The 21,092-nt window shown below is 61.6% G+C and carries 18 protein-coding genes; 14 read left to right on the top strand and 4 right to left on the bottom strand.

What is annotated here, in order from left to right; genetic code table 11:
* Positions 1-52 precede the first annotated feature (52 nt).
* The 4 genes from LHAB_RS07505 to LHAB_RS07490 are packed head-to-tail and all read left to right on the top strand — an operon-like array spanning position 53 to position 3,812.
* Positions 53-1,012 carry an iron-containing alcohol dehydrogenase gene (locus LHAB_RS07505; RefSeq protein WP_194943121.1) on the top strand — a complete coding sequence of 320 codons (960 nt, stop codon included), beginning with the start codon at positions 53-55 and terminating at the stop codon, positions 1,010-1,012.
* Positions 1,009-2,124, top strand: coding sequence for a TIGR03364 family FAD-dependent oxidoreductase (locus tag LHAB_RS07500; protein ID WP_090045116.1), 1,116 nt, complete (start codon positions 1,009-1,011; stop codon positions 2,122-2,124). The genes LHAB_RS07505 and LHAB_RS07500 overlap by 4 nt, the downstream gene beginning before the upstream one ends.
* Entirely contained in the window at positions 2,121-2,942 is an 822-nt protein-coding gene (phnX, locus tag LHAB_RS07495) for a phosphonoacetaldehyde hydrolase (RefSeq protein ID WP_090045114.1), read from the top strand. Before LHAB_RS07500 ends, phnX begins: the two co-directional genes overlap by 4 nt.
* 6 nt (positions 2,943-2,948) lie before the next feature.
* Positions 2,949-3,812, top strand: coding sequence for an NUDIX hydrolase (locus tag LHAB_RS07490; RefSeq protein WP_090045113.1), 864 nt, complete (start codon positions 2,949-2,951; stop codon positions 3,810-3,812).
* Between the two features lie 93 nt (positions 3,813-3,905).
* Here LHAB_RS07490 and LHAB_RS07485 read toward each other — a convergent pair whose 3' ends face one another.
* Positions 3,906-4,400: an RrF2 family transcriptional regulator gene (locus tag LHAB_RS07485; protein ID WP_090045111.1), complete on the bottom strand. Its 495-nt coding sequence runs from the start codon at positions 4,398-4,400 to the stop codon at positions 3,906-3,908.
* A 123-nt stretch (positions 4,401-4,523) separates the two neighbouring features.
* Between LHAB_RS07485 and LHAB_RS07480 the strand changes: the two genes are divergently transcribed.
* The 6 genes from LHAB_RS07480 to LHAB_RS07455 are packed head-to-tail and all read left to right on the top strand — an operon-like array spanning position 4,524 to position 10,646.
* On the top strand, positions 4,524-5,525 hold the full coding sequence (locus LHAB_RS07480) for a MerR family transcriptional regulator (protein WP_090045110.1): 1,002 nt from the start codon (positions 4,524-4,526) through the stop codon (positions 5,523-5,525).
* A gap of 22 nt (positions 5,526-5,547) precedes the next feature.
* Positions 5,548-6,087 carry a hypothetical protein gene (locus LHAB_RS07475; RefSeq protein ID WP_090045108.1) on the top strand — a complete coding sequence of 180 codons (540 nt, stop codon included), beginning with the start codon at positions 5,548-5,550 and terminating at the stop codon, positions 6,085-6,087.
* A complete protein-coding gene (locus LHAB_RS07470; protein WP_090045106.1) occupies positions 6,084-7,682 on the top strand; it encodes a cryptochrome/deoxyribodipyrimidine photo-lyase family protein in 1,599 nt (532 codons plus the stop codon). Before LHAB_RS07475 ends, LHAB_RS07470 begins: the two co-directional genes overlap by 4 nt.
* Positions 7,683-7,685: 3 nt before the next feature.
* A complete protein-coding gene (locus LHAB_RS07465; RefSeq protein WP_090045105.1) occupies positions 7,686-9,002 on the top strand; it encodes a DASH family cryptochrome in 1,317 nt (438 codons plus the stop codon).
* 11 nt (positions 9,003-9,013) lie between these two features.
* Positions 9,014-9,652: a trimeric intracellular cation channel family protein gene (locus LHAB_RS07460; RefSeq protein WP_090045103.1), complete on the top strand. Its 639-nt coding sequence runs from the start codon at positions 9,014-9,016 to the stop codon at positions 9,650-9,652.
* A gap of 13 nt (positions 9,653-9,665) precedes the next feature.
* Positions 9,666-10,646: a DMT family transporter gene (locus LHAB_RS07455; RefSeq protein ID WP_228763379.1), complete on the top strand. Its 981-nt coding sequence runs from the start codon at positions 9,666-9,668 to the stop codon at positions 10,644-10,646.
* A 65-nt stretch (positions 10,647-10,711) separates the two neighbouring features.
* On the opposite strand, the gene LHAB_RS07450 is transcribed toward LHAB_RS07455, so the two are convergent.
* The 3 genes from LHAB_RS07450 to LHAB_RS07440 all read right to left on the bottom strand — a co-directional run bounded on the left by LHAB_RS07450 (position 10,712) and on the right by LHAB_RS07440 (position 16,550).
* Positions 10,712-12,922, bottom strand: coding sequence for an OsmC domain/YcaO domain-containing protein (locus LHAB_RS07450; RefSeq protein ID WP_090045101.1), 2,211 nt, complete (start codon positions 12,920-12,922; stop codon positions 10,712-10,714).
* A gap of 246 nt (positions 12,923-13,168) precedes the next feature.
* Positions 13,169-15,322 (bottom strand): 3-hydroxyacyl-CoA dehydrogenase NAD-binding domain-containing protein, encoded by a 2,154-nt coding sequence (locus LHAB_RS07445; protein WP_090047779.1) that lies wholly within the window; start codon positions 15,320-15,322, stop codon positions 13,169-13,171.
* 22 nt (positions 15,323-15,344) lie between these two features.
* Positions 15,345-16,550: an acetyl-CoA C-acetyltransferase gene (locus tag LHAB_RS07440; protein WP_090045100.1), complete on the bottom strand. Its 1,206-nt coding sequence runs from the start codon at positions 16,548-16,550 to the stop codon at positions 15,345-15,347.
* 206 nt (positions 16,551-16,756) lie between these two features.
* Between LHAB_RS07440 and LHAB_RS07435 the strand changes: the two genes are divergently transcribed.
* Genes LHAB_RS07435 through LHAB_RS07420 form a run of 4 tightly spaced genes read left to right on the top strand, consistent with a single transcriptional unit; the run spans position 16,757 to position 21,087 of the window.
* Positions 16,757-17,920 carry an acyl-CoA dehydrogenase family protein gene (locus tag LHAB_RS07435; RefSeq protein ID WP_090045098.1) on the top strand — a complete coding sequence of 388 codons (1,164 nt, stop codon included), beginning with the start codon at positions 16,757-16,759 and terminating at the stop codon, positions 17,918-17,920.
* Positions 17,921-17,924: 4 nt separating this feature from the next.
* Positions 17,925-18,581: a TetR/AcrR family transcriptional regulator gene (locus LHAB_RS07430; protein WP_090045096.1), complete on the top strand. Its 657-nt coding sequence runs from the start codon at positions 17,925-17,927 to the stop codon at positions 18,579-18,581.
* Complete coding sequence (locus tag LHAB_RS07425; protein WP_090045095.1) at positions 18,578-19,480, top strand: SDR family oxidoreductase; 903 nt, start codon at positions 18,578-18,580, stop codon at positions 19,478-19,480. Before LHAB_RS07430 ends, LHAB_RS07425 begins: the two co-directional genes overlap by 4 nt.
* Positions 19,477-21,087, top strand: a complete 1,611-nt coding sequence (locus LHAB_RS07420) for an acyl-CoA carboxylase subunit beta (RefSeq protein ID WP_090045093.1) — start codon at positions 19,477-19,479, stop codon at positions 21,085-21,087. Before LHAB_RS07425 ends, LHAB_RS07420 begins: the two co-directional genes overlap by 4 nt.
* Positions 21,088-21,092: the final 5 nt, after the last annotated feature.

Raw genomic sequence — 21,092 nt, 5'->3', positions numbered from 1 at the left:
ACCTGAACAGCCATTTTTTGTTCTGGCCGATCCGCATGCGATCTCTTTGTCCATGGAAGCCGATTTAAATAGGCAATGGGGCGCACTGTGCTTGGCCTGGATCTGGCAACGTTCGGCACAAAGCAGCATCACGGCAGCGCTGGAGGTGTGCCAGCAGCTTTGGCCTTTATGGGCCAAACAGCCGGACGCAGCCTTGCTGGCCATAGGGGGCGGTACCACGCTGGACCTGGCCAAACTGGCCCGTTTCGAACTCCATGACCTGGATTTGGCCCCAACGGTCTGGCGAGCCAACAAGCTGCCAGCCGATCACAAGCGGCACACCTTGTGGTGCGCCCCCACCACTTCCGGCACAGGCAGCGAGGTCACCCCTTGGGCCACGTTGTGGGATCTGGACACCCAACCCGCCCTCAAGCGCTCATGGTCTTGCGTCGAGGGCTTTGCCGATCAGGCCTGGATCGACCCGAACCTGACCCTGTCATGCCCCGAAGGTTTAACCCGGGACACTGCTTTAGATACCCTGGCGCACGCGCTGGAATCGATCTGGAACCACCATGCCAACGCGATCACACGCCCCTTGGCGGTACGTTCTGCGCGAATGGTTTTGCAGACCCTGCCTGCACTGCTGAAGAACCCCCAAGACACAGGTTTGCGCGAGCAGATGAGCCAAGCATCCTTACTGGCAGGTTTGGCGATGTCGCAAACCCAGACGGCCTTGGCCCACGCCTTGTCGTATGACCTGACCCTGCATGAAAAATTACCCCATGGTCACGCCTGTGCGGTGTGGTTGCCCATGGTGTTGGACATTGCAGCCGCCATCAGCCCACAGGTACAGGATGACCTGGCACTCATTTTTGACTGTCACTGGCACCAAGCGCGACAACAACTGTCCGCTTGGCTGCAAAGTCTCGGCATCACGCCGCGTGAACTGCGCAACAGCCCGCACGGCCATCATCAACTTCAGCAGGCACTCGGTTCATCCCGAGGCCGTAACTTTGTGGGCAGTACAGCATGACCAACGACGTGATCATTGTGGGCAGCGGCATCGTAGGCCTGGCTTGTGCCTGGGCCGCTTTGCAACAAGGCAAAAGTGTGCGCGTGATCGACCGCGATCCATTTTGTGTGGGGGCCTCGATTCGCAACTTTGGATTCGTCACCGTGACCGGCCAAGGCCGGGGAGACACCTGGCGGCGCGCGCGCAGGTCACGGGATGTGTGGGCCACGCTGGCCCCACAAGCGGGCATCTCGATTGAGCACGAGGGGCTGTATGTGCTGGCCCAAAGACATCAGGCCAAATTGGTTTTGCAAGAATTGTGCAGCCAAGCCGAGGGCCATGATCTGCAATGGCTCGAAGGCCAAGCCCTGCAAGACCATGCGCCGCATTTGGCGCTGAGCCATTTGCAGGGGGCCTTGTACAGCCCTTACGAGTTGCGCATTGAAGCCCGCAGCGCCATTGAAAAACTGCGCCTGTGGCTGGCCACCCAAGGTGTCGTTTTTCAGATGGGCCAGCATGTGCAAGAGGTCATCTCTGGCGCTGTCTTGACAGACGGCCAATGGTTGCAGGCCGAGCGCATCATGGTCTGCCCCGGCCCCGACATGCGCAGCCTGTTTCCTCAGGCCTTCACCCAGAACAACGCCCAGTTGTGTCAGCTGCAAATGCTGCGGATTCAACCGCCCAACGGCTACAAGCTCGGTGCCGGCGTGATGAGCGATTTGAGTCTGGTGCGCTACCGGGGTTACAGCGAATTGCCCGGCGCCCAATTGCTGCTCGATCAACTGCGCGTGGAAGCCCCCCAGGAACTGGCCCATGGTATTCACCTGATCGTGGTGCAAAGCCAGGATGGCTCTTTGGTGGTGGGAGACTCGCACCACTACGGTCAGGCCATGCGCCCTTTTGCTTCGCGCGAAGTGGAAGACCTGATCCTCTATGAAATGCAGCGCCTGCTGTGCCTGGGCCACTACCAGGTGACAGAGCGCTGGACAGGCATTTACCCCAGCGCCCAGCAAGACAGCCTGGTGCGCGAAACAATGCCCGGCGTGCAAGTGGTCAGCGTGACCAGCGGCACAGGCATGAGCACATCTTTTGGCTTGGCCGAAGACATCGTTCGCAACTGGAGCACCCCATGAATCCCAACACCCCCATGAATATCAAGGGCATCGTGCTCGACTGGGCGGGCACCATCGTGGACTTTGGCAGCCTGGCGCCGATGGGCGCCTTTGTAGAATTGTTTGCGCGCCACCAGATTGAGATCACCATTGCACAAGCCCGCGTGCCCATGGGCCTGCCTAAAATTGACCACATCGTGGCTTTGGGATCCCTGCCTGCGGTGGCGCAGCAGTGGCGAAACCAATACGGTCGATCATTCCAGTTCAAAGATGCGCAGAATTTGCTCAGCGAATTTGAGCCCATGAGTGCACATGCGGCCATGGATCGCAGTGACTTCATCCCAGGATTCATGGCCATTTACCGTGATTTGGCTGCTCAAGGCGTCTCTTTTGCCACCACCACCGGCTACACCCGAAAAATCATGACGCCCTTGATTGAGCGAGCTGCTGAACAGGGTTTTCATCCCGCCTTGGTGGTGTGCTGTGACGATGTTTTGCGAAGCCGTCCAGATCCCATGGGTGTCCTCCAATGCCTTGCTGCGATGCATTTGACTGGACAAAGCCATCAGGTCATCAAAGTTGATGACACAGCGCCAGGTTTGGCCGAGGGGCTTGCCGCTGGTTGTTGGACCGTTGGCGTGGCAGCCAGTGGCAATGCGCTGGGTTGGTCGCACGCCGAGTGGCTCAAGGCCAGCGCCGCTGAAAGAATGCAAGCCTTGGTGCCTGCCGTGGCGACCTTGCAAGCGGCAGGTGCGCACGAGGTGATCGACAGCGTGGCCGATTTGCCCATGGCGATTTCTCGCATTGAACTGCGCATCGCGCAGGGCCAAAACCCTTGACTTGACATGCCGCCCAAGCCATCCCATGCGCAAGCCTTTCTTCACCAGATTCGAGGCCATCAGCTCGATTGGTTGATCGAATTTGCGCAGTGCTCAAGAGCCGAGCCTCCTGAACATTGGCTGGCTTGGTCAGGTGATGGCCATCTTGTCGGTTGGGTATCACCCGAGCGAGCTGAGCAAATGGTGGTGCATTTGCCCGGATGCGTCCTGCGGGAGGGCCGATTAATTTGGCAATCCAATGCTGAAAATCCCATGCAAAGAAGCCGCAGCTTGCAGAATTTTTTACAGACTCAAGCCGATCGTGGACGATTGGAGGGGTGGCGAGACGAATATTTCAATTACTGGCTCAAACCGAACACACCGCCCTTGGTCACTGACGAGCCTTGGCTGTGTGTTGAGCGTGCCGGTTTTCGGCATTTGGGTTTGATGAGCCATGCCGTTCACATCAACGGCTTTTGTGCCAACGGGCAATTGTGGTGCGCAAAACGTTCAGCAGCAAAAGCCACAGACCCTGGCCTGTGGGACAACATGACTGCCGGGGGTTTAACCGCAGGTGAAGACGCCATCAGCACTGTGCGCCGGGAACTGAAAGAAGAGGCGGGATGGCACTGGAATGTGCGCCAGAATTTGAATGGGTGTGGCGCAGTGAGGACTCAAAGGACAGAGCCGCAAGGATGGCATGACGAAGTCTTGTTGGTTTACAACCTCGACATTCCAGATACATTCCAACCCATCAATCAAGACGGCGAAGTACAAGACTTTGCCTGCTGGGATCCCCACGAAGTGATCTCAGGCATGCAAGCGGGTGCATTCACAGCCGATGCCGCACACGCTTTGTGTCGAGGGTTGGGCTTGACACGCACAGAGTGAACCGATGGCAGTGCCAATTTTTCGCTTCGGCGCATGCAGCTGTCGTTGGGCATGGACTGGCAATGCCCACACCCGCACCCACCGACACTTCACTCAGAGCATCATGCTCAGCTGAAAAACCGAGTTGGGCGCCCGAGGCATGACCGGTGGCGGCAGTGGCTTGAGGCGAAACTGCCCCAACATGGAACTCACGCGGGCATCGCGCGGCATGAAGGGCACGGCCACATCGTCCAAGGTCTGTGACGCCAGTGTCTCTTGCAGGTGGCGTTGAATTTCTGACTCGAGCGACTTCATCGGGTGCCCGTCATCGGGGTAAACCTCGTCGAAGCTGTGGACCACTTCAAAGTGCTTGACCACATCCCACAAGCTGATCTCCTCGGGGTTGCCTCGGATCTGGTAACCCCCACCAGGGCCACGGTGCGCGCGGATCAAGCCGGCTTCACGCAACTCCTTGAGTATCGACTCTGTGTAAGAGGACGACAGCCCCAGGCCCGAAGCGATCTCCTCGGTCGTCACGGGCTCCACGGCTGAACGAGAAGTGATGAAAACCGCAATGTCTACGGCTTTGGCTGTTTTCTTCAAGATCATGATGCGCTCCTCATTAAGTTGATATTGTATGGTTTAAAACTTGAAAATCCACTCATTTCCTATTTTGTTTCGATAAAAATCAATTTATCCCTTAAAATATCTACTCAATATATAAACAAGACAATGACCAACACCTTTGCCACCCCCCGTCCGGCGCTTTACCGCATTGGCGCAGTCTCCAAGCTCAGCGGCGTGCCTGTGCCGACTTTGCGGGTCTGGCAAACGCGTTACAACGCGTTCGCGCCGGCCACCAGTCAAGGACAACACCGGCTCTACGATGACGAGGACCTGCGCAAGGCGGCCTTGCTCAAATCGCTGACAGGTCAGGGTCATGGCATCCGCTTGATCGCTGGACTGAGCACCCCGCAGCTGCAGCAGTTGTTGCAAACCGGCGCTGACCTGGCGCGCGCGCCAGCACCCACACCAGGAGCTGCCACCCCCCACCCTGGCAAATGGGCGCTGATCGGCCGCCAAATGGCCGAGCGCTTGCAATCCGAACGCTTCCGGTCGGCGCATCCAGGGCAGAGACTGCACATTCAAGCGGTGTGGGCCGATTTGCACGAAGCCCTCAACCACGCTGAGACCTCCTCAACCGATGTGCTGATGGTGTCGGTGAACAACCTCAATGAGGACAGTGCTCAGCAAATTTTGGACGCGTCCTCGCGCCACAGTGCAGGCCAGACAGTCGTGCTGTATGGCTTCGGGCAAATGAAGGCCATTGAAAACCTGAGCCGCGCAGGTTGCTGGGTGCACCGCGAACCTCTGAGCGATGCAGCTTTGGCCGACATCGTGCGCAACACACGCCCACCGCTGACCGATGCACCGTGGCAACTGCCCCAGCTCGATGAGCCCGTACCGCCACGCCGGTTTTCAGACGCGGTGCTGCAGCGCGTGGCCAACATTCCCAGCCAAGTGCTGTGCGAATGCCCACGGCATGTGGCCGAACTGATTGGACAGTTGGCCCGATTCGAAGACTACAGCCTGGACTGTCTCCAACAAAGCCCCAAAGACAGCGAGTTGCACACCCAGCTCAACAGGATGGCCGGCACAGCCCGTGCCTTGTTTGAAGCAGCGCTGCAGATGGTGGCTGAGCACGAAGGCATTTCCTTGCAAGAGCGCGTCTGAAACCCTTGCCACCGAACTGCGCATGAAACGACATGTGGCCGCCACCGTGCTGGGGGTGATCGGCTTTTTGATCATGGACAGCCACATTGACTGGGTTCGCCAAGACCACGGCACCTTGCTGGAGATCAACGGCCAAAAGTTCGATCTGCAAGGCTGGATGGCCGAGCAAGGGCGGCAATGGCGGCAAGACTGCCGCCGGGTTCAGGCCGAACCCACCCACACGGCCAACGCCCAAGCGGTGCTGCACACCATCGAGCAGCACAGTCTGCCGGACTCCTTAGAAGCTCAACTGCTGCAACTGCACATTCAGGCAGACTGGGCCATTGCAGAGGTCACATTCAAAACACTCAATCCCAGCATCGTGGTGCTGCGTCAGCACGGCAGTGACTGGCTCATCCAGGACAGTGCGGTCTGGAGTGGGCCCACAGCGCCTTGGCAAGCGGCCGATTTTGTACGGCGTTATTTGCAACAACAAAGCCCCGAACTGCCACGCGAATTGATCGACTGCGTGCCGATTGAGGCGCGTCGTTATGCAGCACTGTCCAAAGGGCTGTCGCCATGACTTACCGCGTCGTCTGGTTCAAACGCGACCTGCGCCTGCACGACCATGCGGCACTCGCGCACGCGGCCGCTCTTGGACCGGTGCTGTGCCTGTACATCGTCGAGCCGGATCTGTGGGCGCAGCCCGATGCGGCCTTGCAGCACTTTGAATTTGTGCGCGAATCATTGACCGAGCTGCACCAAGACCTGCAAGCACTTGGCGGCAGCCTGCAGCTGCGCGTGGGGCCTGCGGTGCAGGTGCTCGCTGACCTGCACGCGCAAGCGCCTTTTGCTGAACTGGTGGCGCACGAAGAAACTGGCAATGCCTTCACCTTCGCGCGCGACCTGCAAGTGGGCGCATGGTGCCGCAGTGCGGGCGTGGACTGGACTGAATTTGCGCAGTTTGGTGTGGTGCGCCGCCTCAAAAGCCGCAGCACCTGGCAAGCCCGATGGGAAGCGCACATGGCCGCGCCGCAAGTGGTGCTGCCTGCGCTGCACTTTTTCCATGCGCCAGAAAATTTCGGCCCCGAGGGGATGTGTGCGCCACCCGGCCTGCAGCACAACCCCGCCCAGCGCCAGCGCGGTGGCCGCAGCCACGCACTCGAAACCCTGCACAGCTTTCTGGATGCGCGAGCGCTGGCTTACCGGGGCGGCATCTCCTCGCCACTTTCTTCGCCCACGGCGTGTTCGCGCATTTCGGCCTACTTGGCCTGGGGCTGCATCAGCCTGCGCGAGGTGGTGCAAAGCACCCGCGCCACCTTAGATGCCCTGCCGCCGCAAGCCAATCGCCACCGCGCGGGTCTGATCGGTTTCATCAGCCGCTTGTATTGGCACTGCCACTTCATCCAAAAACTCGAAAGCGAGCCCGAAATCGAGTGGCGCAACATGCACCGGGGTTACGACGGCCTGCGCGAAGACGGCTGGAGCGATGCCCACTTTGCGGCCCTGACTTCGGCGCGCACCGGATGGCCCATGGTGGACGCTTGCGTGGTCATGCTGCATGAAACCGGCTGGCTCAACTTTCGCATGCGGGCCATGCTGGTGTCGGTGGCGGCCTACCCGCTGTGGCTGGACTGGCGGGCCGTGGGCCAATGGTTGGCCACGCAGTTTTTGGATTACGAACCCGGCATCCACTGGAGCCAGTTGCAAATGCAGTCGGGCACCACCGGCATCAACACCACGCGGGTGTACAACCCCATCAAGCAAGCGCAGGACCACGACCCCAAAGGGATTTTTGTGCGCCGCTGGTTGCCCCACATGCGCCGCGTGCCCGACACCTGGCTGTTCGAGCCCTGGCTCATGCCGCCCGAGGTGCAGCGCCACTGCGGCTTGACGGTGGGCACCGAGCCCGAGGCCGACATTCCCTGGCCCGTGGTGGACTTGGCCGAGGCCACACGCCAATCCAAAGCAGCGCTGCACGCACGCAGGGCCGAGCCCGAGGTGAGGGCCGGCAAAAAAGCCATCGTCGAGAAACACGCCTCGCGCCAACACGGCAACGGCCCACAACGCGGTGTGTTCACCCGCGACAGCGACACCCCCAAAACCAGCCGCCGAAGGTCAGGCAAGACAGCACCCGCCAACACCCCACCCAGCGCCCAGCTGGGCTTTGATTTTTAAACCATGCGCAGCACCATTTTCTGGTTTCGAAACGACTTGCGCCTGCATGACCAACGCGCACTCCAGCAAGCCGTTCAGCACGCCCAGGCCCACGACCAAGCCTTGGTGCTGGTTTATGTGCATGAACCCGTGCAAGACGAACCCACCGCCTGGGGCTTTCGCCGCATGGGCGTGCACCGCAGGCGCTTTGTGGCCGACACGCTGCAAGACTTGCAAACTTCATTAAAAGCTTTGGGCCAGCGCCTGGTCTTGCTGCACGGCAGCGTGGCCGATGTGTTGCCCGCCTGCGCCCGCTCGGTGCAAGCCGACACGGTGTTTTGCGAAGACATCGCCGCGCCCGAAGAAGAGGCGCAAGTGCAGGCGATGATCGGCGCGGGACTCACCGTCAAAACGCTGTGGCAATCCAGCCTGATCGAGCCCGACGCCCTGCCCTTTGCCGCCGAAGACATGCCGCAAGTCTTCACCGTTTTTCGCCAGCGCATCGAATCGGCCGGACTCCAGCCGCTGGCACCGCTGCCCGCGCCCACCCAGCTGCCTGCGCCGCCAAATGACCCATTGACCCCCTTGCCGGGCTGGAGTGACAACGCGTTCACCCTGCTGCAAGCCCCCGAGGGCGAGGCGCACGCGCGCTCGAACTTTCCGTACACCCAGGCCGCCTGCCGGGGCGGCGAGGCCAGCGCTTTGGCCCACCTGCAAAGTTACCTCACGCCCCCTTGGCCCGACCGCTACAAACAAACCCGCAACGCCCTGCAAGGCCAGCACAGCAGCAGCCACTGGTCGCCTTGGTTGGCCACGGGCGCGGTATCGGCCCGCCGAATTTGGGCAGACCTGGATGCCTACGAACAAACACATGGCAGCAACGACGGCACCTATTGGCTGTGGTTTGAGCTGCTGTGGCGCGACAACTTCCGCATGCTGCACCGGCAACACGGCCCGCAACTCTATGCGGCGCGCGGTTTGTCGCGCTTGCCCCAACCCTCGCACTTCCCCAAAGATTTTCAGCGCTGGTGCAGCGGCCAAACGGGCGAGCCCATCGTGGACGCCGGCATGCGCGAGTTGGCCGCCACGGGCTTCACCTCCAACCGCATGCGCCAGATCGTGGCGAGCTTTTTGGTGCACGACCTGTCGTGCGACTGGCGTGCAGGTGCGGCCTGGTTCGAATCACAACTGGTGGACTTTGACGTGTGCAGCAACCAAGGCAACTGGCTGTACGTGAGTGGCCGAGGCACCGACCCGCGTGTGGGCCGCCGCTTCAACCCCACCAAACAAACGCAGGACCACGACGCGCAAGGGCGCTATCGGCAAGTCTGGCTGGCCTGATAATCCTGAGCATGTATGCCATTCAATCTTGGGGAGACACCCTGCGCCTGCTGGTCGAGTTGTCGGCCACCGCCGCCTTTGCGCTGTCGGGCCTGATGGAAGCGGCGCGCAAGCGGCTCGACGCCGTGGGCGTGTGCGTGGTAGCTTTTTTGGCAGCCTTTGGCGGAGGCACGCTGCGCGATCTGCTGCTTGACCAGCGCCCTTTTTTTTGGGTGCAACACACCGAGATGCTCTGGGGCGTGTTGGCCCTGTGTGGGGTGGCCATGGTCTTCATGCGCCAGCGCCATTTTGAAGTCACCGAAAAAGCCATCCTCTGGCCCGACGCCCTGGGGCTGGGGCTGTTCACGGCCACAGGTGTGCACCACGCGCTGCAGGCCAACATGCCCGGCGTGGTGGCCGTGCTCATGGGCCTGATCACGGGCGTGTTTGGCGGCGTGCTGCGTGACATGGTGTGCAACGAAATCCCCACCGCTTTCAAGGACCACCGGCCCTACGCGGTCTGCGCCTTTGCAGGCGGCTGGGTCTATGTGGGCCTGTGGTCCGTGGACGCGCCCGGCTGGTTGGCCCTGATGGGGTGCGTGCTGGTCACCGTGGGGCTGCGTGCCCTGGCCTTGTGGCGCAACTGGCAGCTGCCCGCATGGCACACCTGAACATTTTCCCCTCATGCTCATGCCCATGCCCCAGCCTCCGGCTGCCCTGACCGGCGGCATCTTCTTGTCCTTGGCCGCCGGCATGCTGTGGGGCTTGGTGTTTGTTGGCCCCCTGCTGCTGCCCGACTACCCCGCCGCCTTGCACACCTTCGGCCGGTATCTGGCTTTTGGGCTGATCGCCTTGCCACTGGCCTACATCGACCGCGCCGAGATCCGGCGCCTGGGGCGCAGCGACTGGTTGGCCGCACTCAAACTGGCGGCCATTGGCAACGTGCTGTATTACCTGTTTCTGGCCAGCGCCATCCAGCGGGCAGGCGGCGCCCTGCCCACCATGATCATCGGCACGCTGCCGGTGGTCATCGCCGTCTCGGCCAACGTGCTGAACCACCAGCGCGATGGGCGCTTTCCGTGGCTCAAGCTGGCGCCACCGCTGGCGCTCATTTTGCTCGGCATCGCCTGCGTCAACCATGTGGAGTGGACGGCCTTGCTGCAAAACCCGGCAGCCGACACCACGCGCTACATCACCGGCGCTGTGCTGGCCGTGGGCGCGGTGGTCTGCTGGACCTGGTATCCCCTGAAGAACGCCGACTGGCTGCGCGGTCACCCCGACCGCAACCCGCGCGTTTGGGCCACCGCACAAGGCCTCGCCACCTTGCCGCTGGCCCTGCTGGGTTATGCCGCCTATTGGCTGTGGGCCAGCGCCACGAACGACCCGATGCCCATGCCGCTCGGGCCCCGTCCCTTGGAATTTCTGGGCCTCATGGTGGCCATCGGCCTGCTGGCGTCTTGGCTGGGCACCCTGTGCTGGAACGCCGCCAGCCAACGTCTGCCCACCGCCCTGGCAGGGCAGCTCATCGTGTTTGAAACCTTGGCCGCGCTGACCTATGCGTTTTGGCTGCGCGGTCAGTGGCCCGAGCCGCTGACACTGGCCGGTATAGCCTTGCTGATCGCGGGCGTCATTGGCGGGGTCAGGATCAAAGCAAAGACCCCTTGACCCCTCTTATGGGTTGAATGAACCTTGGGGCTGTGTTGAGCGCGGCAGCTGCCTGCTGGCCAACATCAGGCCAAGGCCTGTTGCGCGGCCACACGCGCCCGTGCCGCGTGCAGTTTTTTGTAACTGTCGAGCAAGCGCTGGTGACGGTCCAGGGTTTCAAGCTGGAGGCTGGTGGGCGTGAGGCCATGGAAACGCACACGGCCGTCCACCGAACCGATCGCCGCATCCATGCGCTCGTTGCCAAACATGCGCCTGAAGTTCACCGCATAGTTTTCCAGGGCCAAGTCGTCATCGAGTGTGACTTCCAGCACCACGTTCAAGGCCTGGTAAAACAAGCGGCGCTCCACCGTGTTGTCGTTGTATTGCAAAAACGCACCCACCAGCTCGTGCGCTTGCGCATACTGCGCCAATGCCAAATGGATCAGCAGCTTGAGCTCCATCACCGTCAACTGGCCCCACACCGTGTTGTCGTCGAACTCGATGCCGATCAAAGTGGCAATGTCGAGGTAATCGTCCAGCTCGTTGTTTTCCAAGCGGTCCAGCAAGGCCTCCAGCGCCTCGTCGTCCAGCCGGTGCAGGTTGAGCACATCGGCGCGGAACAAGAGCGCTTTGTTGGTGTTGTCCCAAATCAGATCATCGACCGGGTACACCTCCGAATAACCTGGCACCAGGATTCGGCAGGCGGTGGCACCCAGTTGGTCGTGCACCGCCACATAGGCTTCATTGCCCATGGCCTGCAAAATGCCGAACAGCGTGGCGGCCTCTTGCGCGGTGGCGTCGTCGCCCTGCCCGGCAAAGTCCCACTCCACAAACGCATGGTCGGCCTGGGCGCTGAAAAACCGCCACGACACGATGCCGCTGGAGTCAATGAAGTGCTCCACAAAGTTGTTGGGTTCGGTCACAGCGTTGCTGATGAACGTGGGCGCAGGCAGATCGTTCAGGCCTTCAAAACTGCGCCCCTGCAGCAACTCGGTCAGGCTGCGCTCGAGCGCCACCTCCAAGCGCGGGTGGGCGCCAAAGGACGCGAACACACCGCCCGTGCGGGGGTTCATCAGGGTCACGCACATCACCGGGTACAGCCCGCCCAGCGACGCGTCTTTGACCAAGACGGGAAAGCCCTGCGCTTCCAAAGCCTCAATGCCGGCCACGATGCCGGGGTATTTGGCGAGCACGTGCTGCGGCACATCGGGCAAGGCCATTTCGCCTTCCAAGATTTCGCGCTTGACGGCCCGCTCAAAAATTTCTGACAGGCACTGCACCTGGGCTTCGACCAGCGTGTTGCCAGCGCTCATGCCGTTGCTCACAAACAGGTTTTCCACCAGATTGGACGGGAAGTAGACCACCTCGCCATCGGACTGGCGCACATAAGGCAGCGCACAAATGCCACGCGAAGGGTTGCCCGAGTTGGTGTCGAACAGGTGCGAGGCCTTGAGCTCGCCATCGGGGTTGTAGATGCTGAGGCAATGCTTGTCCAGCAGGCCTTTGGGCAGCGCGTCACGCTTGCCGGGCTGGAACCAACGCTCCTTAGGGTCGTGCACGAAGTCGGCTTGTGCCAGGTCTTCGCCAAAAAACACGCCTGCGTAAAAGTGGTTGTTGTTCAGGCGCTCGATGTATTCGCCCAGTGCCGAGGCCAAGGCGCTCTCTTTGCTGGAGCCTTTGCCGTTGGTGAAGCACATGGGCGAATGCGCGTCGCGGATGTGCAGCGACCACACATTGGGCACCAGGTTGCGCCACGACGCGATCTCGATCTTGATGCCCAAATTGGCCAACACCGCAGTCATGTTGGCGATGGTCTGTTCCAGCGGCAAGTCTTTGCCTGCAATGCGGGTCTGCGCCTGCGCATCGGCCTTCAGCGAGAGCAAGGCCTGCGCGTCAGCGTCCAGGTTGTCCACCGCCTCAACGATGAAAGTGGGGCCCGCTTGAATCGCCTTTTTGACCGTGCAGCGGTCGATGGACCTCAGAATGCCTTGGCGGTCCTTGTCGGACATGTCGGCCGGCAACTCCACCTGGATCTTGATGGTCTGCAGGTAGCGGTTGTCCGGGTCCACGATGTTGTTTTGCGAGAGGCGAATGTGCTCGGTGGAGATGCCGCGCGTCTCGCAATACAGCTTGACAAAATAAGCCGCACACAAAGCCGAAGACGCCAAAAAATAATCAAACGGCCCCGGCGCCGAGCCATCGCCCTTGTAGCGAATGGGCTGATCGGCCAGCACAGTGAAGTCGTCAAACTTGGCCTCTAGGCGCAGTTTGTCGAGAAAATTGACTTTGATTTCCATGCGGTGATCCCTGGGAATGGCGGCACCCCAGCAGCTGGGGATGTGAAAAATGGTGTGTAGTGTGCCTGAGCGGGGTGAACTAGCGGCTGGACGAGTCCTGAACCCGACAGAGAACTTAACTATTTGAAAGACGGATTCTCTTAGCCCCAAGGAGCCTCATCCGCCTTCATCGCCCCATAAAAAAACGCAGCCGCCCAATCACCCAAGCGCTGCGTTTTTTGGTGCGAGCCTTCTCAGGCTTGTGGCTCAATACACCGGCTGATGCTGCTTCAAGCTCGCCACCACCGCATCGGTGAGCACAAATCCCGCACCGTACTTCTCGGCCAGTTCAGCGCAACGCTTGGCAAACGCATCCACCCCTTGGCCATAGATGAACTGCAAAGCGCCACCCGTCCAAGCTGGAAAGCCGATGCCGAAGATCGAGCCGATGTTGCCGTCGTGCACCGAGGTCAGCACGCCTTCTTGCAGGCAGCGGGCGGTCTCCACGGCTTGGCGGTACAGCAGGCGGTCTTTGATGTCTTGCTGGCTGTAGACCACGTCGGCTTTTTCAAAGCGGGTTTTCAGTTCAGGCCACAGCACTTTCTTTTGGCCAGCGGGGTAGTCGTAAAAGCCACCGCCTGCGGCGCGACCGGGGCGTTGGAGTTCTTTGACCATGCGCTCGACCAGCAGTTCGCCGGGCGTGGCGGTGTGGGTTTTGCCTTCTTTGGCAAAGTCTTCTCGGGTTTGGTCCAGCACATGCACCGACAGCGACAGCGCCGTTTCGTCCAGCACGGCCAGCGGCCCCACGGGCATGCCTACCTGCATGGCCAGGTTCTCGATCACGGGGGCGGGGATGCCCTCGCCCAGCATGGCCGCGCCTTCCATCACAAAAGTGCCAAAGGTGCGGCTGGTGTAAAAACCGCGTGAGTCGTTCACCACGATGGGCAGCTTGCCCAGCGCCTGCACATAGTCATACGCCCGTGCGATGGTCTCGTCGTCGGTCTGCGCGCCGCGAATGATCTCGACCAGCTTCATCTTGTCCACCGGGCTGAAGAAGTGGATGCCGACAAATTTATTGGGCGCGGTGCTGGCGGTGGCCAGGCCGCTGATGGGCAAGGTGGAGGTGTTGCTGGCAAAGAACCCACCTTCGGCCAGCATGGGCTCGGCCTCTTGGGTGACACGGGCCTTGAGCTCGCGGTTTTCAAACACGGCTTCGATGATCAGGTCGCAACCCTTGAGGTCTGCAGCGCTGGCCGTGGGCTGGATGAGTGACAACAAGGCCGCTTGTTTGTCCGCGGTCATGCGGCCTTTGTCCACGCGTTTTTGGGTGAGCTTGTGGCTGTAGGCCTTGCCTTTTTCGGCGGCCTCTTGGCTCACGTCTTTGAGCACCGTGGCCATGCCCCGGCTGGCTTGTGAATACGCAATGCCCGAGCCCATCATGCCTGCGCCCAAGATGCCCACCTTTTGCGGCTTGTAACGCGGTGCAGCCTTGGGGCGGCTTTGGCCGCCCTTGATGCTGTTCATGTTGAAGAAGAAAGTGTTGATCATGTTGCGCGCCACCTGGCTGGTCATCAGACCCGCCAGATATCGGCTTTCGATGCGCATGGCGGTGTCAAAGTCCACCATCGCACCTTCGACCATGGCGGCCAGCGCCGCTTCGGGGGCAGGGTACAGGCCGCGTGTTTTTTGTTTGAGCACGGCCGGGGCCACGCTCAGCATGCCCGCGATCTTGGGGTTGCTCGGCGTGCCGCCGGGCATTTTGTAGTCCTTGCGGTCCCACAGGTGTTGGGCGGCTTCGGGCTGGCCTTGGCTTGCCGCGATGTGGGCCAGAGCGCGGATGCGCAGCTGGTCGTCGCTGGCCACGATCTCGTGCACCAGACCGAGCTTTTGCGCTTCTTCGGGGCCAAAGAGTTGGCTTTCCAGCACATAGGGCTGCGCGGCCAGCAAGCCCAGCTGGCGTGTCATTTTGGTGATGCCACCACCGCCAGGAATCAGGCCCAGCGTGACCTCGGGCAAGCCAAATTGGGTTTTGGGGTTGGCGGTGGCGATGCGGTAGTGACCGATCAAGGCCACTTCCCAACCACCGCCCAGGGCCGAGCCGTTGAGGCAGCTGACCACGGGCACACCGAGCGTTTCGATGGCGCGAAAAGCTTTCTTGATGCCTTCAATCTCGACAAAGACACGCGGGCCGTCCGAGGCTTGCGAGCGCATCACACCTTTGAGGTCGGCCCCCGCAAAAAACGTGGACTTGGCCGAGGCCAGGATGACACCTTTGATCTGGGCTTTGTCTTTGAGGACTTGCTCGGCCGCTTGGGCCAGGTCGGCCTGCCATTGCAGGCACATGGTGTTGACCGGCGAGCCCTGCTCGTCAAAGGTGATGGTGGCGATGCCGTCCGCCAGTTCGTAGCGCAGTGTTTTCAAAATCATTTTGGTGTCTCCCTGGTCAAATCCGTTCCACAATCGTGGCAATGCCCATGCCGCCACCCACACACAAAGTGGCCAGGCCATAGCGCAGTTGGCGCCGGTGCAGTTCGTCGATCAGGATGCCCAAAATCATCGCGCCTGTGGCACCCAGCGGGTGGCCCATGGCAATGGCGCCACCGTTGACGTTGACCTTGTCGTGCGGCACATGCATCTCTTGCATGAACTTCATGGGCACGGCGGCAAAAGCTTCGTTCACCTCGAACAAATCGATCTGGTCAATCGTGAGGCCCGCTTTGGCCAGCGCTTTGCGTGCGGCGGGCATGGGGCCCGTCAGCATGATGGTCGGATCGGCCCCCGACAAAGCCACCGACACGATGCGCGCGCGTGGCTTCAGGCCATGGGTTTTGCCTGCGGCTTCCGAACCGATGAGCACCGCCGCTGCGCCGTCCACGATGCCGGACGAGTTGCCCGCGTGGTGCACATGGTGAATGCGCTCGACCTGTGGGTAGCGCTGCAAGGCCACCGCGTCAAAACCCATGGCACCCAGCTGCTCAAACGAAGCCTTGAGACCGCCCAGCGTTTCTACCGTCGTGCCCGGTTTGATGAATTCGTCTTTCGCCAAGATGACCTGGCCGAGCTTGTCTTTGACCGGCACCACCGAGCCATCGAAGTAGCCCGCTGCACGCGCAGCCGTGGCACGTTTTTGCGACTCGACCGCGAAGGCATCGACATCTTGGCGGCTGAAGCCGCTCATGGTGGCGATCAAATCAGCGCCAATGCCTTGCGGCACAAACAGCGTGGCGCTGTTGGTTTCGGGGTCTTGTGCCCAGGCACCGCCGTCAGCACCAATCGGCACGCGGCTCATGCTCTCAAGGCCCCCGGCCACGACCAGGTCTTCCCAGCCGCTGCGCACCTTCATGGCGGCCATGTTGACCGCTTCCAGGCCCGAGGCACAAAAGCGGTTGAGTTGCACACCCGAGCAGCGCCAGTCCCAACCCGCCGCCAGGGCCGCCACTTTGGGGATCACCGAGCCTTGCTCGCCAATCGGCGAGACCACACCCATGACCACATCGTCCACCGCAGCGGTGTCGAGCTGGTTGCGACTTTGCAGCTCGCGCAACACGCCCGAGAGCAGGCTGATCGGTTTGACCTCGTGCAGGCTGCCGTCTTTTTTGCCTTTGCCGCGCGGAGTGCGTATGGCGTCGTAAACAAATGCTTCGCTCATGGCTTGCCCTCCGCCGGGCCGCCCCAAGGAGGGCAAAGCCCCCTCGGGGGGCAGTGAGTACACGAAGTGACGAGCGTGGGGGTCATGAATCTCTCCTGGGGGTCATCAGGGGGTTTGCCCTGAGTTGTGGGTTTCAGCAATCAGTATAGACTTTTACCAAGCAAACGCTTTGTATAAATAAATCCCCAAGTCCTGAAGGTGACACCATGATTGAACGCACGCTTTTTACCGCCGACCACGAGGCCTTTCGCGACAGCTTTCGCCGCTTCATGGACAAGGAAATCGCCCCCCACCACGACGCCTGGGAGGAGCAGGGCTATGTGGACCGCGCTGTGTGGGACAAAGCCGGTGACAACGGCTTTTTGTGCATGACCCTGCCCGAGGCCTATGGCGGCTCGGATGCCGACAAGCTGTACTCGGTGGTGCAGATGGAGGAGCTCTCCCGGGCCGGGTTCAGCGGCATCGGCTATGGGCTGCACAGTGAGATCGTCGCGCCTTACATCCTGCATTACGGCACCGAGGCGCAAAAGCAAAAGTACCTGCCCAAACTGGCCAGCGGCGAAATGATCGGTGCCATTGCCATGAGCGAGCCGGCCGCAGGCTCGGACCTGCAGGGCGTGAAAACCACGGCGCTGTTGCAGCCCGATGGCACTTACCTCATCAACGGCAGCAAGACCTTCATCACCAACGGCTGGCACGCCGACCTGGTGATCCTGGTGGCCAAGACCGATCCGGCGGCCGGAGCCAAGGGCACCAGCCTCTTCCTCATTGAACGCGGTACGCCCGGCTTTGAAAAAGGCAAGCGCTTGAAGAAACTGGGCCTCAAAGCGCAAGACACCTCCGAGCTGTTTTTTGACAACGTCAAGGTCGGTGCGGACCAGTTGCTGGGCGGCGCGGCCATGCAAGGCAAAGGCTTCATCTGCCTGATGGAGCAACTGCCCTGGGAGCGCCTGCAAATTGCCATTGGCGGCATCGCCGCAGCGCAAGCGGCCATCGACTGGACGGTGCAGTATGTGAAAGACCGCAAGGTGTTTGGCCAGGCCGTGGGCAACTACCAGAACACCCGATACACCCTGGCGGAGTTGCAGACCGAGGTGCAGGTGGCGCGTGTGTTTGTGGACAAATGCAGCGAGTTGCTGCTGCAAGACAAGCTCGACACGGCCACGGCCAGCATGGCCAAGTACTGGTGCTCGGATTTGCAATGCAAGGTGATGGACGAATGCGTGCAATTGCATGGCGGCTACGGCTACATGTGGGAATACCCCATCACCCGCGCCTATGCCGATGCCCGCGTGCAGCGCATCTACGGCGGCACCAACGAAATCATGAAAGAAGTGATCTCACGCAGCATGGGTTTGGCGGGACGATGAACGCATGACCAAACTGGCCGAGCCCAAACGCACACGTGGTCGCCCGAGGAAGACCGAGGGCGAACGCGACGATGGCAACCGCCGCCAAGCCCTGATCTCGGCCGCGGCGCAGCTGTTTCACCGCAAGGGTTACGACGCCACCAGCACCCGAGAGATCGCGGCGCAAGTCGGCATGCAGCCGGGTTCGCCCTTTTATCACTTTGGCAACAAGCAGGACCTCTTGCTGGCGGTGATGGTCGAAGGCATGCGGCAGGCCATTGCGCGACAGCAGGCGGCTTGCGCTGTCAGCGCCGCCGGTGACAGCGCATACGAGCAACTGCGCCATCTCATCCGGCATCATTTCGATGTGCTGCTGGGCCCTGACAGCGATTTCATTCCCGTGATGCTCTACGAGTGGCGTTCGCTCGCCCCCGCGCAGCGCAAAGCGATTACCGAACTCAAAGACACTTACGAAGCCCCTTGGATACCCGTGCTGCAAGCCCTGCACGACACAGGCCAACTGCAAGCGCCTGTGGGTCTGGCGCGTTTGATGATTTTCGGCGCCCTCAACTGGTCGGTGCAGTGGTACGAGCCGGCATCGCCCAGCAACCCGTCCAAGCGCGCCAACCTGGACGAATTGACCGACACCGCTTTGCAATTGTTCTTAAAAGATCCCCCATGAGCACTTCATCCCCTGCAACACATTACCGCTCGGTCTTCACCCCCGGCTTGCTGCCCGGGCAAGTGATTCTCGTCACCGGTGGCGGCTCCGGCATTGGCCGCTGCACCGCCCACGAACTGGCCCACCTGGGCGCGCAGGTGGTGCTGGTGGGCCGCAACCCCGACAAGCTGCGCCACACCGCGCAAGAGATTGAGGGCGACGGCGGCAAGGCGAGCTGGCACAGCTGCGACATTCGGCGCGAGGGCGATGTCCAAGCCATGGTGGCGCAGGTGGTGCAGCAGCACGGGCGCATCCACGGCCTGGTCAACAACGCTGGCGGGCAATACATCTCGCCATTGGCAAGCACCAGCGCCAAAGGCTGGCAAGCGGTCATCGACACCAACCTCACCGGCGGCTTTTTGGTGGCGCGCGAGTGCTTCAACCAATCCATGCAACAGCACGGCGGCGCGGTGGTCAACATCGTGGCCGACATGTGGGGCTCCATGCCGGGCATGGGCCACAGCGGCGCGGCGCGGGCAGGCATGGTCAGTTTCACCGAAACCGCTGCATTGGAGTGGGCGGCCAACGGTGTTCGCGTCAACGCCGTGGCCCCCGGTTACATCGCCAGCAGCGGCATGGACCATTACCCGCCTGAAGCCGGCCCCATGTTGCGGGAGATCCGAAAAACCGTCCCGCAAGGCCGCTTTGGCAACGAGGCTGAAACCTCGGCGGCCATCGTGTTCTTGCTCTGCCCTGCCGCCAGCTTCATCAGTGGCACGGTGCTGCGCGTGGACGGTGCCCGCCCCCAAATGCGCATGGGCTGGCAGCAGACCGTGGCCTCACCCGAAGTGCAAGAACGCGATGCCGTCAAAGCCTTTGGCGGCTTTCACCGCGCCGTCACGCCGAAGGTTTTCCAATGACTTTTGAATCCACCTGGAACCCCCACAGCCCCTTGGCCCAACAACGGCGCGAAGCGGCGCTGGCCCGCCTGGCGCAGTGGCAAGCCCTGCAGGAGCGCTCCGCGCAGGCTTCCGCCCAATCCAAAGCCGTGTTCGACAAGCGCGGCCAGTTGCTGCCCCGTGAACGCGTGGCCTTGCTGCTGGACCCGGGCGCGCCCTTTTTGCCCCTTTGCGCCTTGGCGGGCTTCATGCAAGACACCGCCGACGCGGCCAAGTCGGTGCCTGGCGGCGGCATGATCGCGGGCATAGGCTTTGTCGAAGGTGTGCGCTGCATGGTGGTGGCCAGCGATTCGGGCATTGAGGCCGGGGCCATTCAGGCACGGGGCTTGGAAAAAATCTTGCGCGTGCAAGAACTCGCCCTCGAAAACAAGTTGCCTTTTGTGCACCTGGTTGAAAGCGCCGGGGCCAACTTGATGCAGTACAAAGTCGAGGGCTTTGTGCTCGGTGGCAGCCTGTTTCGCAACCTCGCACGCTTGTCGGCCGCAGGCTTGCCCGTCCTCACCGTGCAACACGGCTCGGGCACGGCAGGCGGGGCCTACATGCCGGGGCTGAGTGACACCGTCATCATGGTGCGCGGCAGGTCACGGGCCTTTTTGGCTGGCCCTCCCCTGCTCAAAGCCGCCACGGGCGAAGTCGCCACCGAAGAAGAACTGGGCGGGGCCGAAATGCACACCAGCGTGTCGGGCCTGGGCGAATACCTGTGCGAAGACGACCGCCACGCCCTGGGCACCGCACGCGATGTCGTGGCGCGCTGGGACTGGCCTGCGCACAAGGCACTGCGCAGGTCCCAGCCCCCGCGCTTTGACGCCCAAGAGTTGCTGGGTCTGATGCCGGCCCACCACCGCGAACCCATCGACATGCGCGAAGTCATCTTGCGTTTGGTGGACGATTCGGATTTTCTGGAATTCAAACCGCTGTATGGCGGGGCCACGGTGTGCGCCCAAGCCCGCATCGGCGGCCATGCGGTGGGCCTCATCAGCAACAACGGTCCCATCGATGTGGCGGGGGCCAACAAGGCCACGCACTTCATCCAGTGGATGTGCCAACTGGGCCACCCCATCGTGTATTTGCAAAACACCACAGGCTACATGGTGGGCAAGGACAGCGAGCAAGGCGGCATGATCAAGCACGGCTCCAAAATGATCCAAGCGGTGACCCATGCCACCGTGCCGCAAATCACCATCCAGTGCGGCGCCTCCTTTGGAGCGGGCAATTACGGCATGTGCGGGCGGGGCTATGCGCCGCGCTTTTTGTTCAGCTGGCCGGGGGCCAAAACGGCGGTGATGGGTGGCGAGCAAGCGGCTCGCACCATGCAGATCGTGGCCGAAGCCGGCATGGCCCGCAAAGGCATCACGCCCGACCCCGACAAGATGCAGGCCCAATTCGACAAGATCGTGGCGCTGTTTGAGGCCCAGGCCGATGCCTTCTACACCAGCGGTCTGGTGCTCGATGACGGCGTGATCGACCCGCGTGACACCCGCAGCGTGCTGGGTTTTTGCCTCGACACCTGCGCCGAGAGTGCCGCCCGCCAACCCCGCGCCAGCCCGTTTGGCGTGGCCCGGATGTGAAAACC

It is taken from the genome of Limnohabitans sp. 2KL-27, from assembly GCF_001269345.1.
Classification (GTDB): Bacteria; Pseudomonadota; Gammaproteobacteria; order Burkholderiales; family Burkholderiaceae_C; genus Limnohabitans_A.
Note: the sequence above shows the minus strand (reverse complement) of the source record. Positions and strands in the feature narration are given on the sequence as shown.

What these genes read in the sequence shown, in the direction of transcription:
- LHAB_RS07505 (WP_194943121.1), top strand. Translation starts at nt 53, where the DNA reads ATGGAAGCCGATTTAAATAGGCAATGGGGCGCACTGTGCTTGGCCTGG.
- LHAB_RS07500 (WP_090045116.1), top strand. Translation starts at nt 1,009, where the DNA reads ATGACCAACGACGTGATCATTGTGGGCAGCGGCATCGTAGGCCTGGCT.
- phnX (WP_090045114.1), top strand. Translation starts at nt 2,121, where the DNA reads ATGAATCCCAACACCCCCATGAATATCAAGGGCATCGTGCTCGACTGG.
- LHAB_RS07490 (WP_090045113.1), top strand. Translation starts at nt 2,949, where the DNA reads ATGCCGCCCAAGCCATCCCATGCGCAAGCCTTTCTTCACCAGATTCGA.
- LHAB_RS07485 (WP_090045111.1), bottom strand. Translation starts at nt 4,400, where the DNA reads ATGATCTTGAAGAAAACAGCCAAAGCCGTAGACATTGCGGTTTTCATC.
- LHAB_RS07480 (WP_090045110.1), top strand. Translation starts at nt 4,524, where the DNA reads ATGACCAACACCTTTGCCACCCCCCGTCCGGCGCTTTACCGCATTGGC.
- LHAB_RS07475 (WP_090045108.1), top strand. Translation starts at nt 5,548, where the DNA reads ATGAAACGACATGTGGCCGCCACCGTGCTGGGGGTGATCGGCTTTTTG.
- LHAB_RS07470 (WP_090045106.1), top strand. Translation starts at nt 6,084, where the DNA reads ATGACTTACCGCGTCGTCTGGTTCAAACGCGACCTGCGCCTGCACGAC.
- LHAB_RS07465 (WP_090045105.1), top strand. Translation starts at nt 7,686, where the DNA reads ATGCGCAGCACCATTTTCTGGTTTCGAAACGACTTGCGCCTGCATGAC.
- LHAB_RS07460 (WP_090045103.1), top strand. Translation starts at nt 9,014, where the DNA reads ATGTATGCCATTCAATCTTGGGGAGACACCCTGCGCCTGCTGGTCGAG.
- LHAB_RS07455 (WP_228763379.1), top strand. Translation starts at nt 9,666, where the DNA reads ATGCTCATGCCCATGCCCCAGCCTCCGGCTGCCCTGACCGGCGGCATC.
- LHAB_RS07450 (WP_090045101.1), bottom strand. Translation starts at nt 12,922, where the DNA reads ATGGAAATCAAAGTCAATTTTCTCGACAAACTGCGCCTAGAGGCCAAG.
- LHAB_RS07440 (WP_090045100.1), bottom strand. Translation starts at nt 16,550, where the DNA reads ATGAGCGAAGCATTTGTTTACGACGCCATACGCACTCCGCGCGGCAAA.
- LHAB_RS07435 (WP_090045098.1), top strand. Translation starts at nt 16,757, where the DNA reads ATGATTGAACGCACGCTTTTTACCGCCGACCACGAGGCCTTTCGCGAC.
- LHAB_RS07430 (WP_090045096.1), top strand. Translation starts at nt 17,925, where the DNA reads ATGACCAAACTGGCCGAGCCCAAACGCACACGTGGTCGCCCGAGGAAG.
- LHAB_RS07425 (WP_090045095.1), top strand. Translation starts at nt 18,578, where the DNA reads ATGAGCACTTCATCCCCTGCAACACATTACCGCTCGGTCTTCACCCCC.
- LHAB_RS07420 (WP_090045093.1), top strand. Translation starts at nt 19,477, where the DNA reads ATGACTTTTGAATCCACCTGGAACCCCCACAGCCCCTTGGCCCAACAA.